The sequence below is a fragment of the Micromonospora mangrovicola genome, assembly GCF_047200535.1.
Classification (GTDB): Bacteria; Actinomycetota; Actinomycetes; order Mycobacteriales; family Micromonosporaceae; genus Micromonospora.
On the sequence record NZ_JBJZOG010000012.1, the window covers coordinates 1 to 14,153 of the forward strand.

General features: G+C 73.9%; 9 protein-coding genes. 4 read left to right on the top strand and 5 right to left on the bottom strand.

Features of this window, described 5'->3' with window-relative positions:
- Positions 1-70: 70 nt before the first annotated feature.
- Complete coding sequence (locus ACL02O_RS07515) at positions 71-1,354, bottom strand: ABC transporter substrate-binding protein (protein WP_412817244.1); 1,284 nt, start codon at positions 1,352-1,354, stop codon at positions 71-73.
- A gap of 385 nt (positions 1,355-1,739) precedes the next feature.
- On the opposite strand from ACL02O_RS07515, the gene ACL02O_RS07520 reads away from it, so the two are divergent.
- Complete coding sequence (locus ACL02O_RS07520; RefSeq protein ID WP_412817245.1) at positions 1,740-2,759, top strand: LacI family DNA-binding transcriptional regulator; 1,020 nt, start codon at positions 1,740-1,742, stop codon at positions 2,757-2,759.
- Positions 2,760-2,790: 31 nt separating this feature from the next.
- Here the strand turns inward: ACL02O_RS07520 and ACL02O_RS07525 are convergent, their stop codons facing one another.
- Complete coding sequence (locus tag ACL02O_RS07525; RefSeq protein ID WP_412817246.1) at positions 2,791-5,172, bottom strand: putative bifunctional diguanylate cyclase/phosphodiesterase; 2,382 nt, start codon at positions 5,170-5,172, stop codon at positions 2,791-2,793.
- Positions 5,173-5,416: 244 nt separating this feature from the next.
- On the opposite strand from ACL02O_RS07525, the gene ACL02O_RS07530 reads away from it, so the two are divergent.
- The gene (locus ACL02O_RS07530; protein WP_412817247.1) at positions 5,417-5,794 is read left to right on the top strand and encodes a PH domain-containing protein; all 378 of its coding nucleotides are present in this window, start codon (positions 5,417-5,419) and stop codon (positions 5,792-5,794) included.
- Positions 5,795-5,816: 22 nt separating this feature from the next.
- Here the strand turns inward: ACL02O_RS07530 and ACL02O_RS07535 are convergent, their stop codons facing one another.
- Positions 5,817-6,743, bottom strand: coding sequence for a 2-hydroxyacid dehydrogenase (locus tag ACL02O_RS07535; protein WP_412817248.1), 927 nt, complete (start codon positions 6,741-6,743; stop codon positions 5,817-5,819).
- Between the two features lie 134 nt (positions 6,744-6,877).
- On the opposite strand from ACL02O_RS07535, the gene ACL02O_RS07540 reads away from it, so the two are divergent.
- A complete protein-coding gene (locus tag ACL02O_RS07540) occupies positions 6,878-8,053 on the top strand; it encodes a PQQ-dependent sugar dehydrogenase (protein WP_412817249.1) in 1,176 nt (391 codons plus the stop codon).
- Between the two features lie 96 nt (positions 8,054-8,149).
- Positions 8,150-9,790: a metallophosphoesterase gene (locus ACL02O_RS07545; protein ID WP_412817250.1), complete on the top strand. Its 1,641-nt coding sequence runs from the start codon at positions 8,150-8,152 to the stop codon at positions 9,788-9,790.
- 261 nt (positions 9,791-10,051) lie between these two features.
- Here the strand turns inward: ACL02O_RS07545 and ACL02O_RS07550 are convergent, their stop codons facing one another.
- Positions 10,052-12,409 (bottom strand): transketolase-like TK C-terminal-containing protein, encoded by a 2,358-nt coding sequence (locus ACL02O_RS07550; protein ID WP_412817251.1) that lies wholly within the window; start codon positions 12,407-12,409, stop codon positions 10,052-10,054.
- 118 nt (positions 12,410-12,527) lie between these two features.
- Positions 12,528-14,027: an Asp-tRNA(Asn)/Glu-tRNA(Gln) amidotransferase subunit GatB gene (gatB, locus tag ACL02O_RS07555; RefSeq protein WP_412817252.1), complete on the bottom strand. Its 1,500-nt coding sequence runs from the start codon at positions 14,025-14,027 to the stop codon at positions 12,528-12,530.
- Positions 14,028-14,153: the final 126 nt, after the last annotated feature.

Sequence of the window (14,153 nt, forward strand, 5' to 3'; positions counted from 1 at the left end):
GGGGGGGGGGGGGGGGGGGGGCTCCCCCCCCCCCCCCCCCCCCCCCCCCCCCCCCCCCACCGGTGCTGCGTCAGGAGTTGGCGGCCTTCTCGGCCTCCTTGACCGCCTCGCCCCAGGCGGCGTCCGGCTTCAGGCTCTTGTTCTGCACCCGGTTGATGACGTTCTCGACGGCGACCCGGGTCGGGCCGTTCTTCCTGCCGAGGTACTGCGGGGTGAGGCCCTGCGCCATCTTCGGGAAGATCTGCCCGACCGGGGCGTCGTTGAAGAACGGGTTCTTGAAGTCGGCGATCGCCGGGTCGGCGTAGAGCGCCGGCTGCGACGGCAGGTTGCCGACCTTCTTGAAGATCTCGATCTGCTGCTCCGGCGCGACCAGCCACTCCAGCAGCTTGTACGCCTCGTCGACGTGCTTGCCCTGCTTGGGGATGGTCAGGAAGGAGCCACCCCAGTTGCCGCCGCCGCCGGGCACCGCGGCGATGTCCCACTTGCCCTGGGTGCCGGGCGCGGTGTCCTTGATGTGGCCGAGCATCCACGCCGGGCAGGCGAGCACGGCGAAGGAGCCGCTGGTGAAGCCCTTGTCCCAGTCGGCCTGGAAGCTGGCCAGGTTGGCCGAGAGACCGGCCTGGATGGCCTTGACGGTGTAGTCGAAGGCGACCTTCGGGCCGCCGTCCATCTGGAGCTGGTCCTGTTCGTCGAAGAAGCCGACCGGCTGCTGGCCCAGGATCGGGTTGAACAGGTTGGTGCCCGAGTCGATGAACTTCTTGTTGGTCTTGGCGGTGTACTGCTGGCCGATCTCGATGAACTTGTCCCAGGTGGGCCAGAGCGCGGAGACCTGGTCGCGGTCGGTGGGCAGGCCGGCGGCTTTGAACAGGTCGGTCCGGTAGCACATGGCCAGGCCGCCGACGTCGGTGCCGAGGCCGATCTGGGTCTTGCCGTCGGCCGACAGGGACTGCTTCCACTTCCAGGGCAGGTACCTGCTCTCGTACGAACCGGCGCCCTTGTCCAGCAGGTTGACGAACTTGTCGGACTGGCTGCGGAACTGGACCATGAAGCCCTCGTCGATCGCGGCGATGTCCGGCGCGCCGTTGCCGGCGACGAGCTTCTTCTGCAGGTCCTCGTGCTGGGCGTTGTACTCGCCCGAGTTCAGCTGGATCTTCACGTTCGGGTGCGCGGCCTCGTACTTGGCCTTGAGGTCCTGGAGCCCGAAGTCGCCCCAGAAATTGATCTTCAGGGTGATCTGGCCCTCGCCCCCGTCCGAGCCGCCGGTGGTGCTCCTGCCACTGCACGCCGCGACCATGACCAGGCTGACGGCACCCACGGTGGCCGCCCGGGCCCAGTGCGTCCAGGACCGTTTCATGTCATCCTCCGCGCCAAACTGGGAACGCTCCCGAGATCGAGAGACGTTGACTGAACCGGATAAGTGAGCACACCGTACGGGTGGCCCACGACACTGTCAACGGCCGGTTAACAGCGAGCCCCTCCCGTAACCTTTCCGATGCGCTGGGAGCGCGACCATGCGTGGTGAAGCGCTCTCCGGAGCAGATTCGTGAGCGAAGACCTGGCGGAAACCGGTGCGGATGGTCGTACGCTTAACCGCGCAAGCGACGGGCTGCTCGGTTCAGTCCCGGGCCCCGCCGTGCCGACCGGCCGCCGGACCCCTTGCAGTAGCGTGACAGCGGCCGGTCACCCCCGGCGGCGAGGAACCTGCCCCCGGAGGGCCGGACAAGTGGAGGAGCACGCGGGTGAAGCGGCCGACCATCGCCGATGTCGCCCGGCGGGCCGGGGTCTCCAAGGGCGCGGTGTCGTACGCGCTGAACGGGCAGCCCGGCGTGTCCGAGGCGACCCGTCAGCGCATCCTGGCGATCGCCGCCGAGATGGGGTTCAGCCCGAGCAGCGCCGCCCGGGCGCTCTCCGGGGCCACCGCCAAGGCGGTCGGCCTGGCCCTGTGCCGGCCGGCTCGGATACTGGGCATCGAGCCGTTCTTCATGGAGCTGATCAGCGGCGTCGAGGCGGAGCTGTCGGCCCGCTCGTACGCGCTGACCCTCCAGGTGGTGGCCGACCAGGAAGCGGAGATCGCGGTCTACCGACGGTGGTGGGCCGAGCGGCGGGTGGACGGCGTGTTCGTCTGCGACCTGCGCACCGACGACCGGCGGGTGCCGGCCCTCGAAGAACTGCAACTGCCGGCGGTGGTGATCGGCGGGCCCGGCCACACCGGCAACCTGGCCAGCGTCTGGTCGGACGACGCGGCGGCCCTGGCGGAGACGGTGGAGTACCTGGTCGCCCTCGGGCACCGGCGGATCGCCCGGGTCGGCGGCCTGCCCTCGCTGCTGCACACCGAGATCCGCACGGACGCGTTCACCGAGGTGTGCCGGCGCCTGGGGCTGGACGAGGCGACCACGGTCTGGTCCGACTACACCGGCGAGGAGGGCGCCCGGGCCACCCGGCGGCTGCTCAGCTCCGCCAACCGGCCCACCGCGGTCATCTACGACAACGACGTGATGGCGATCGCCGGCCTCTCCGTCGCCCAGGAGATGGGCCTCACCGTCCCCGGCGACCTGTCCATCGTGGCCTGGGACGACTCCCCGCTCTGCCAGTTGGTGCACCCGCCGCTGACCGCGCTGGGCCGGGACATCCCGGCGTACGGGGCGCACGCCGCGCGGCAGTTGCTCGCCGTCATCGCGGGCGAGCCGGTCAGCGGCCTCCAGGACGAGACGGCACAGTTGACCCCGCGCGGCAGCACGGCCCCGCCGCGGGTCCGGTGAACCGGTTCAGTCGATCCACCGGCCGGCCAGCTCAGCGCAGGGTCGAGGGGAACTCCTCGAACCACGCCTCGACCCGCTCGACGGGAGCCGGCCGGGCGAGGGCGAAACCCTGCCCGTAGCGGCAACCCGCGCGCCGGGCGCAGGCCACCTGGGCGTCCGACTCCAACCCCTCGACCACCACCTCCAGGCCGAGCCGGTCGCCCAGGTTGGCCACCACCTCGATGAGTGGCGGCTGCCCGTCAGGGGCCGGCCCGACCAGGTGCGGGCCGACCTTGAGCAGATCGATCGGGAGCCGGCGGAGCTGGGCGAGCGAGGCGTGCTCGGCGCGGAAGTCGTCCAGCGCGGTCCGGACCCCGAGGGAGCGGAGGCCGGCGAACCGGGCCACCACCGTGGGCAGTTCGGCGGTGACGACCGGCTCGGCCACCTCCACCACCAGCCGCTCCGGCGGCACCCCGTACGCGGCGAGGGCGGTCACCGTCCGGGCCACGAAGTCCGGGGCGCCCAACTCGCCGGGCGTCACGTTCACCGCCATCCACAGCTTCCGGCCACTGTCGGACCAGTCGGCGAGCTGCCGGCAGGCCCGGTCCAGCACCCACCGCCCCACCTCGCCGAGCAGGTCCAGGTCGGCCGCGACGGGCAGCAGCTCGTCCGGCAGCACGGTGCCGAGCACCGGGCTGCGCCAGCGCAGCAGCGCCTCGGTGCCCACCGGCTGCCGGTCGGACAGCGCCAGCACCGGCTGATAGACCAGGTCCAGCTCACCCCGGGCCACCGCGCCGGGCAGTTCCCGTTCCAGGTCGAGCCGGCGGACCAACTGCTCCTCCAGGTACGCGTCGTACCACTCGACCCGGTCCCCGCCGAGCTGCACCGCGCGCCGCCGGGCCAGCTCGGCCTGGCGCAGCACGTCCTCCGGGTCACCGCCGGTCGTCTCGGCCAGCCCGACCCCGACCCGCAGCCGGCGCGGCCCACCGGGCGACGGGTAGGGCCCGGACAGCGCGGCCACCAGCCGGGTGCCCAGCGCGTACGCGAGCACCGGCCCGACGTCGGTGAGCACGGCGAACCCGGTGCCGCCGAGGCGGGCCACCAGGTCGTCGGGGCCGGGCCCGGCGCGCAGCCGACGGGCGGCCTCGACCAGCACCGGACGGGCCACCCCCGACCCGTCGTCGAGGCCGAGCAGGTCGACGACGAGCAGCGCGCCGCCCGCCCGACCGGCGAGCCGCCCCAGCAGCTCGCGCCGGCCGGCCAGCCGGCTGAGCGGGTCCGCGCCGTGCTCCGGAACGACCGGCCGGGCGTCGGCGATGAGCGCGCGCAGCCGCGCCTCGTGCTCGGCCAGCCGCACCGCTCGCCGCCGCTGGTCGGCGGCGGCGAGCATCTCGCGGAGCACCATCGGCGGGATGACCGCCAGGCCGAGCGCCATCGCCGGGGCGGTGAACTCCCCGACCGTCCACAGATGGTGGCCGGCGGCGAGCGCGGCGATGCCGGCCGGCGTGGTCAGTCCGGGCCACGCGGCCGGCGGGCCGGCGGGCCCGGGACGTTCCCCGGCGGCGGCCCGCCGGGCGCCCACCGCGGTGAGCAGCGCGCCGAGCAGCAGGGGCGGCACGGCGGCGAGGGCGGCCCGGTCCGGCGCGTCGTAGGCCTGCAGCACCACGAGCAGGGTGAGACCGGCCAGGGTGGCCGCGGCGCCGCCGAGGCAGCGGGCCGCGCCGGGTCGGCGCCGTCGCTCCGTCAACGCGCCCACCAGCAGCACGGCCAGCCCGACCGCGCCGCCGGCTGTGGCGACCCGCGCCGCCGGGGGCACCACGCCGGGTGGCAGCAGCACCACTCCGGCGAAGAACAGACTGATCCCCAGGCCGAGGACGTCGACGCCGCGGCGCAGCCGTTCCGCGGCGGAGAGCCGGGACCGGCCGGGGAGGCGGAGCAGGGCCAGGGCGTACAGCGGGGCGCTGACCGCGAGGCCGCCCAGCGTGACCGGCAGCCGGTACACCGCGTCAGTCAGCGGCAGCACGGCCACGGTGAGTCCGGCGACCAGCACCGCCGTGTCGAGGAGCGCCGTGACCCGCCGGGACAGGGCGGCCTGGCGTACCCGACGCCCGGTCGGCGCGTCCGCCGGGTACGCCGTCTCGGCGGCGGCAGGTGACCGCCCGGCGGACCGGACGGGGGCCGGTGGCGAACCCGGGGCCCCGGTGGGAGCCGGCGGGACGGCCGGCGCGGGGTGGCTGATCGGCCCGCCGGCGAGCCAGGCGAGCCGGACACCCGCCAGGGCGCAGCCGGCGGCGACGCCGAGGGCCAGGGCCGACCGGGCCGGGACGAGGCCGGCGGCACCGGCCAGGACGAACAGCGCGCCGGAGAGCGACACGAGAATCTCGGGCAGCGGCGGCCGGCGACGCGGGTCGCCGGAGGGCTGGGTGACGGGCACGGCGGTCGCCTTCGTGAGGGGGCACGGGGCGGTGCGGATGCGGTGCGACGTGCGGGGTCAGCGGTCGGGTCGGGACACGGACGGGGACGACGCCGGGCGGGATCCCGGCACGGCCACGCCTGATAACGATCCCGGACACCAGGGGTTGTGGGACAGGTCAGTGACATCCGTCACATTCATGTCGCCGATCACCGTCGTTCCGCCCGCCCGTACCGGCGCCCGGGCCGGGTGCGATCATCGGAGGGTGAGCCGCGCCGACATCGTCCACTTCCGCCACAACCAGGCGATCCTGGTCGCCGCGATCGTCACGTTCATCGGCGCGCTGCCGCTGGCCACCGCCCGCTGGTGGCTGCTCTGGGTGTTGCTGATCCCGCTCGCGATCGCGGTCTGGGCCTGGCGGGCCGGCACCGACGCCGACGCGCGCGAGCTGCGGCTGCGGGCGCTCGCCGGACAGCGGCGGGTCCCGTGGGAACGGGTCGCCGAGCTGACCAGCGACGCCCGCGGCCGGGCGGTCGCCCGGCTCGACGACGGCGAACTGCTCGTGCTCCCCGCGGTACGCTCCGCCGATCTGCCCCGGCTGATCTCCGCCACCGGTCAGGAGCTGGCCGACGACGCCGGCTGAACCCGGCCGACAGGACCGCCGGTCAGTAACCGTCGACCACCCGGTTCACCAGCGGCTCACCGGCCACGAACCGGCGCAGCTGCTCCCCCACCAGCCGGTACGCCCGGGGCAGCAGGCCCCGCACCGAGCCGGCCACGTGCGGGGTGAGCAGCACGTTCGGCAGCTCCCAGAGGGGATGGTCGGCGGGCAACGGCTCGGGGTCGGTGACGTCCAGCGCGGCCCGCAGGCGGCCGGAGGCCAGCTCGGCGACCAGCGCTGACGTCCGGGCCACCGGGCCGCGCGCCGCGTTCACCAGCAGCGCGCCGTCCGGCATCGCGGCGAGGAACTTCTCGTCGACCAGCCCTCGGGTCCGCTCGGTCAGCGGCACCAGCAGCACCACCACGTCCGCCTCGGGCAGCAGGGCGGGCAGCTCGTCCACCCCGTGCACCCCGGCGGCCGGGCGCGGCGTACGAGCGACCAGGGTGAAGGTGACCTCGAACGGGGCCAGCCGGGCCTGCAGCGCCGACCCGATCGAGCCGGCGCCGACGATCAGCACCCGCTTGCCGGCCAGCTCGTCGGTCGGGGCCACCTCGTCGTACGCCCACTCGCGGCGACCCTGCGCGCGGGCCAGCGGGGCGAAGCCGCGCAGGGCGGACAGGATCGCGGCGACCACCCACTCGGCGGTGGCCGAGTCGTGCACGCCCCGGGCGTCGCAGAGGGTCACGCCGTCGGGCATCCGGCCCGCCCAGGCGTCCGCCCCGGCGGAGAGGAGTTGCACCACCGCGAGGTCCGGCAGCTCGGTCAGCAGGGCGCCGGCGTCCGGGCCGGCGAGGAAGGGCGGTACCCAGAACCGCACGTCCGCCGGGGCCGACGGCAGCCGGGTGGGATCCTCCAGCAGCTCCACCGTGACCCCGGGCGGCAGCTCACCGAGGAGCCGTTGCCCGGCCGGGTGCGGAATCCATACCTTCACGACCGCCGACGATAGCCGTCGGCCGGCTCCGGTCAGCCGGCGACGGGGGGAGCGAGGAGAATCCGGCGGGCAGCCGACGCACCATCGGTTCCGGAGCGCCCGCATCACCGGCCGGCAGGGCTAGGCTGGGGCGGGTGAGCGCGCGTCCCCCGTCCCCCCGCACCCGCCGCGTCCGGGCGGCGTTGGCGGCGTCCTGCGCGGCGCTGCTGCTCGGCGCCGCCGGCTGCGCCTTCGGCGACCCCGAGCCCGACCCGGCCGGTGAGCCGCCGAACCTGCCCACGCCGTCGGTGTCGGCGAGCCCGGGTGGCGCCGGGCAGCAGGTGGTGGCCACGGTGCTGGCCAAGGGGCTGGCGGTGCCGTGGGGGATCGCCTTCCTGCCCGACGGCGGCGCGCTGGTGACCGAACGGGACAGCGGCCGGATCCTCCAGGTCGGCCCGGAGTCCGGTCCGGAGGGAATGAAGATCACCCCGGTGCAGACCATCCCGGACGTCGCAGCCGGCGGCGAGGCCGGGCTGCTCGGCATCGCGGTCTCCCCGGCGTACGCGAAGGACCGCACGGTCTTCGTCTACTACACCACCGCCCAGGACAACCGGATCGCCCGGCTGGTGCTGGGCAAGCCACCCACGCCGATCCTCACCGGCATCCCCAAGGCCGGCAACCACGACGGCGGCGGGCTCGGCTTCGGCCCGGACGGTTACCTCTACGCGAGCACCGGCGACGCCGGCCAGCAGGCCACCGCCCAGGACCCGGAGAGCCTCGGCGGCAAGATCCTCCGAATCACCCGGGACGGCAAGGCGGCGCCCGGCAACCCCACCGCCGGCTCCCCGGTCTGGTCGCTCGGGCACCGCAACGTCCAGGGCTTCGCCTGGACGGCCAACCGGCAGATGTACGCCGTGGAGTTCGGCCAGAACACCTGGGACGAGATCAACCGGATCGACAAGGGCGGCAACTACGGCTGGCCGCAGTTCGAGGGGCGCGGCGGCGACAAGCGGTTCGTCGACCCGATCGTGCAGTGGCGCACCGCCGACGCGTCCTGCTCCGGACTCGCCGCGGTGGACCGCCTGCTGATCACCGCCTGCCTCCGGGGCCAGCGGCTCTGGCTGGTCGAGCTGACCGCGAACGGCGCGGTGTTCGGGCAGCCCCGCGAGCTGCTCACCGGCAAGTACGGTCGGCTCCGGGCGGCCGCGGTCGCCCCGGACGGCTCGGTCTGGGTGAGCACCTCCAACCGGGACGGCCGGGGCAGGCCGGTCCCGGAGGACGACCGGATCCTGCGGCTGGTCTTCGCCGACGGCGGTGCCGGGCGCAGCTGACCGGTCGGTCCGATCGGCACCGGCCGGACCGGTGGAAGGCCGGACGGTTCCCGCGGGTTTACCAAGATCCTTCAACGGGCAGGACAGAATCTCAGCATGGACGGCCAGGAGAACGAGCAGCGCGAGACCGGGGCGGAGACCGCCCCGGAGACCGGGCGCGCCCGCCGCCGGGCGTTCCGACCTTGGCGGAGCGGACGGTTGCGGACCCGGTTGCGCCAGACCGGCGCGGTGCTGGCCCTGCTGGTGGTCACCCTGACCGGTGTCGTCGCCGGCACGTACGCCGGTGGGCACGTCGGCACCGACATCGGGCCCTTCCGCGCGGAGCTCAGCCTGAGCCCGTCACTGACCGGCGGCACCACGGTCGACATCCCGCCGCTGGGCGCGCTCCTGCTGGACAGCCACGACGGGCCCGCCTACCTCACGGTGAAGCTGGGCGCGCTGGACCAGCGGCGGACCGAGGCGCTGATCGACGACCCGGCCAGCATCAGCCGGGCCAGCCAGTCGGCGGTCGAGGACGTCCGCGCCGGGGTGATGCGTGTCGGGCTGAAGACGCTCGCCTCGGCCGTGCTGGCCACCCTGCTCCTGGCCGGGCTGGTCTTCCGGGACGTACGCCGGATGGCCTGGGCAGGCGGGCTCTCACTGGTGATCACCGCCGGCAGCCTCGGGCTGGCGGCCGCCACCATCCGCCCCCAGGCGATCGAGGAACCCCGCTACGAGGGGCTGCTGGTCAACGCGCCCGCGGTCGTCGGTGACGCGCGGCGGATCGCCAACGACTACACCAAGTACGCCGAGCAGCTGCAGCGGCTCGTCGGCAACGTCAGCAAGCTCTACACCACGGTCTCCTCGCTGCCGGTGTACCAGCCGGCGCCCGGCACCACCCGGGTGCTGCACGTCTCCGACATGCATCTCAACCCGACCGGGTGGCAGCTCATCCGCACGGTCGTCGAGCAGTTCGGCATCGACGTGGTGATCGACACCGGGGACATCACCGACTGGGGCAGCGAGCCCGAGGCATCCTTCGTCGGTTCGATCGGCCTGCTCAAGAAGCCGTACGTCTACATCCGCGGGAACCACGACTCGGCGCGGACGGCCGCGGCGGTGGCCCAGCAGCCGAACGCGATCGTGCTGGACAACGCGACGGTCACCGTCTCCGGGCTGACCATCGCCGGCATCGGCGATCCCCGGTTCACCCCGGACAAGGAGACCTCCCCGGCGGGCAGCGGACTGACCAGGCAGGTCGCCGACCAGGTGATCGGCGCCGGCGAGCAGCTCGCCACGACGGTCGAGAACTCACCGACCAAGGTGAACATCGCGCTGGTGCACGACCCCGCCTCAGCGGGGCCGCTCTCCGGCACCTGCCCGCTGGTGCTGGCCGGGCACACCCACGCCCGGCAGGTGTCGAGGCTGCCGCAGGTGCCGGGCAGGCAGCCGACCCAGCTGATGGTGGAGGGCTCCACCGGCGGTGCCGGGCTGCGCGGGCTGGAGGGCGAGAAGCCCACCCCGCTGTCGATGTCGGTGCTCTACTTCGACCAGCAGAAGCTGCTCCAGGCGTACGACGACATCACCGTGGGCGGCACCGGGCAGTCGCAGGTCAACCTGGAACGGCACGTCATCGAGGACCCGACGAAGGGCGACCAGGTGCCGGTCACTCCGACCCCCACCCGCGGCGCCCCGGAGTCCCCGACCCCCACCTCGTCGCTGCCCGGCGGAAGCCCCAGCCCCACCACCACCGGCTGACCCGGCCGGCCGGCCGCCCCTCGACGCGCCGCGCACCGGCCGCAGTCACGCGGCGTCCGGCCAACGGCCCGGCGCCGGTAGGTCTGCGGCCGCCTTTGCTCTGCCGCAGTCCACGCAACACTTACGGCGAGTGATGACGCTGGTCCGCCTCCCGCCGCCCCGTCGCATGATGCTTGCATCACTGAGCGCGGCGTGCACAGGCGTCGCCGCCCGGCCAGGCTGGGCCGAGCCACGCCGAACCAGGCCGGGCGGTGGGCGGGGTCAGCGCAACGAGAGGGCGGCCAGGGCGGCGTTGACGATGCTGCCGGGCAGCAGGTCGTGCAGCTCGTACAGCTCCTGGACGCTGCCGGACTGGCCGAACTCGTCCACCCCGAGCGGCACCGCCGGAGCACCGAGGGCGGAGCCGAGCCAGGCCATCGCGTGCGAGGCGGCGTCGTGCACGGTCACCACCGGCACCCGGTCGGCGAAGGCCGACCGCAGCGCGCCGGGCACGCTCGGCACGGTCGCGGTGCGCACGCCCTGGCGCAGGGTCCGCTGCCACGCCCGGTAGAGCCGGTCCAGCGAGGTGACGTCCACGACGTGCGCGGCCACGCCCTCCTCCGCCAGCTCCGCGGCGGCGGCGAGAACCTCGGGCAGCACCGCGCCGGAGGCGGCGAGCTGCACGACCGGGGCGTCCGCCAGGTGCGGGTACGCCTCGTGCGCGTCGACCAACCGGTACGCCCCGGCGACCACCTGCCGGCGCAGCACCGCCTCGCCGAGCCGGGCCCGGGCCGCCTCGAACGGCGCCTGGTCGATCGGGCGGGTGCTGAGCCGGAAGTAGTACGCCCCGTCCTCGGCCGGCGCGGCGGTGGCGGCCGGCACCGCTCCCTGCGCGATCTGGCCGAGCGCGTCGCAGAGCAGCCAGTCGAGGCTGCCGGCGTACGCGGGCTCGACGAAGGTCACCCCGGGCAGCTCCAGCCCGACCGAGGCGGTGATGGTGGACTGGTGGGCGCCGCCCTCCGGGGCGAGGGTGATGCCGGACGGGGTACCGGCCACCACGAACCGGGAGCCGGAGTAGGTGCCGTAGAGGAACGCGTCCAGACCGCGCAGCACGAACGGGTCGTAGACCGTGCCGACCGGCAGCAGCGGTTGACCCGACAGGTCCCAGGACAGGCCGAGCTGACCGAGCAGCAGGAACAGGTTCATCTCGGAGATGCCCAGCTCGATGTGCTGGCCCGCCGGGCTCTCCGTCCAGCGCAGCATCCGGTCCTCGGTCCAGGACCGCTGCTCCGTCGGGGCGAAGACGCCGGTCTTGTTGATGAACCCGGCCAGGTTGGTGGAGGTGGCCACGTCCGGCGCGGTGGTGACCAGGTAGGGCGCGACCTGCGGATCGCGGGCCAGGTCGACCAGCACCCGACCGAAGACCTCCTGGGTGGAGACGGGCTTGTTGGCGCGTACCTTGGTGGTCTCCGGGACGGTGACCCCCAGCGCCCGGTCGCGCGGCGCGCGGGACAGCGCCTCCCGGCGCTCGCCGGCCCGGATGCCGGCCGGGGACGCCGGGTCGAGGCGGTCCCACTCGGTCTCGGCGGTGAGGCCGCGGGCCTCCCGCAGCGCGTCGACCTGCTCGGTCGACAGCAGTGCGGAGTGGTTGCGCGGGTTACCGGCGATGGGCAGGCCCCAGCCCTTGACCGTGTACGCGAAGACGACGCTGGGCCGGTCGGTGACCGCGTCGCACTGGGCGTACGCGTCGAGCATGGCCTCCAGGTCGTGCCCGCCCAGGTCCGTGACGAGCGGTCCCAGCTCGTCGTCGGGGATGTCGGCGATGAACTCGGCGATCCCGGCCGGCGCGCCGTCCAGGAACTGCTTGCGCAGGGCCGGCCCGGTCAGCCCGAACAGCGACTGGTACTGCTCGTTCGGCATCAGGTCGATCCAGTCGCGCAGCGCCGTTCCACCCGGCCGGGCGTACGCCTCGGCGAGCTTGCGCCCGTACTTGACCTCGACCACGTGCCAACCGGCGGCCTCGAACTGGCCGCGCCACTGGTTGATCCGCACCCCCGGGACGACCCGGTCCAGCGACTGGCGGTTGAAGTCGACCAGCCACATCACGTTGCCGAGCCCGGTGGTGGCCGGGTCGGCGACCGCCTCCCAGATGTTCCCCTCGTCCAGCTCGGCGTCGCCGATCAGGGCGATGAACCGCGAGTCCGGGCGCTGGCCGAAGTGCGCGTCGACGTAACGGCGGGTGACCGCGGCGAACAGCGGCGCGGCGGCGCCGAGGCCGACCGAGCCGGTGGAGAAGTCCACCCCGTCCGGGTCCTTGGTCCGCGACGGGTACGACTGGAGCCCGCCGCGCGCCCGCAGCTTCGGCAGGTACGACCGGTCGAGGTTGCCGAGCAGGTACTGGATGGCGTGGAAGACCGGTGAGGCGTGCGGCTTGACCGCGACCCGGTCCTCGCCGTCCAGGTGGGCGAACCAGAGCGCGGTCATCGCGGTGACCAGCGAGGCGCTGGACGCCTGGTGACCGCCCACCTTCACCCCGTCGCCGGTGTTCCGGTCGTGGTTGGCCGCGTCCACGATCCGGGTGGCGAGCCAGAGCACCCGCCGCTGGATCTCGTCGAGGACGTCGAGGTCGTGCTGGTTCACGGTGACTCCATCCGGGCGTCGCCGTTGACGCCGCGTGCGAGGGGGTGCGGGGTGGCCGCCTGCTCAAGAAAGGCCGGAGGCCGCCGCCGGGTCACGACGGCGGCCATCCGGAGGCGCTTCAGCCCTGGGCGCCGAGTCGCGCCAGGATCAACTCGCGGACGGTCTTGGCGTCCGCCTGACCGCGGGTGGTCTTCATGACCGCGCCGACCAGCGCGCCGGCCGCCGCGACCTTGCCGCTGCGGACCTTGTCGGCGACGTCCGGGTTGGCGGCGATCGCCTCGTCCACGGCGGCGGTGAGCGCGCCGGTGTCGGAGACGACCTCCAGGTTGCGGTTGATCATGATCTCGGTCGGCGAGCCCTCGCCGGCCACCACGCCCTCCAGGACGGTACGGGCCAGCTTGTCGTTGAGCTTGCCGGCGTCGACCAGGCCCTGCAGCTCGGCGACCTGGGCCGGGGTGGCCCCGACGTCGGCCAGCTCCACGCCGGTCTCGTTGGCCCGCCGGGACAGCTCGCCCAGCCACCACTTGCGGGCTGCGGCCGGGGTGGCCCCGGCGGCGACGGTGGCCTCGATCAGCTCGACCGCGCCGGCGTTGACCACCGACTGCATGTCCAGGTCGGACAGGCCCCACTCCTGCTGGATCCGCTTGCGGCGCAGCCGCGGCAGCTCCGGCAGGGCGGCCTTCAGCTCGGCCACCCAGGCGGTGTCGGGCGCGAGCGGCACCAGATCCGGCTCCGGGAAGTACCGGTAGTCGGTGGCGGTCTCCTTGGACCGGCCCGGGGTGGTGTCGCCGGTTTCCTCGTGGAAGTGCCGGGTCTCCTGGGTGATCTTGCCGCCGGCGTCGAGGACGGACGCCTGGCGCAGCATCTCCGAGCGGACCGCCCGCTCCACCGAACGGAGCGAGTTGACGTTCTTGGTCTCGGTGCGGGTGCCCCACTCCTCGCCGGGCTTGTTCAGCGAGGTGTTGACGTCACAGCGCAGCGAGCCCTCCTCCATCCGGACGTCTGAGACGCCCAGGGAACGGATCACGTCGCGCAGCTCGGTGACGTACGCCCGGGCCACCTCCGGCGCGAGCGCGCCGGTGCCGGGGATCGGCCTGGTGACGATCTCCACGAGGGGGATGCCGGCCCGGTTGTAGTCGACCAGCGACTCGGTCGCGCCGTGGATGCGGCCGGTGGCGCCGCCGACGTGCAGCGTCTTGCCGGTGTCCTCCTCCAGGTGCACCCGCTCGATGCCGATCCGCACAGTTTCGCCGTTGACCTCGACGTCCAGGTAGCCGTCGACGCAGAGCGGCTCGTCGTACTGGCTGATCTGGAAGTTCTTCGGCATGTCCGGGTAGAAGTAGTTCTTCCGGGCGAACCGGCACCACTCGGCGATGGAGCAGTGCAGCGCGAGGCCGATCCGGATGGTCGCCTCGATGGCGGCCTTGTTGGCCACCGGCAGCGAGCCGGGCAGGCCCAGGCAGACCGGGCAGACCCGGGTGTTCGGTTCGCCGCCGAAGTCGGTCGGGCAGCCACAGAACATCTTCGTGTTCGTGCCCAGCTCGACGTGGGTCTCCAGGCCGATCACCGGTTCGTAGCGCGCGACGACCTCGTCGTACGCGGGCAGTGTCGTCGTCATCTGAGCTCCAGGCGCGATCCGGACGGAACCGTTCCAGCCTAATGGGGGTGGGTGCGGTCACCTCCTCCGGGTTTCCATCCACGCCGGTACGCGCCCCGACCCGCCCGGGGAACCGTGCCCCCGGGC

Bases quoted from the DNA above. Each gene is read 5' to 3' on its own strand.
- ACL02O_RS07545 (WP_412817250.1), top strand. From the start codon at position 8,150: ATGGACGGCCAGGAGAACGAGCAGCGCGAGACCGGGGCGGAGACCGCC.
- gatB (WP_412817252.1), bottom strand. From the start codon at position 14,027: ATGACGACGACACTGCCCGCGTACGACGAGGTCGTCGCGCGCTACGAA.
- ACL02O_RS07515 (WP_412817244.1), bottom strand. From the start codon at position 1,354: ATGAAACGGTCCTGGACGCACTGGGCCCGGGCGGCCACCGTGGGTGCC.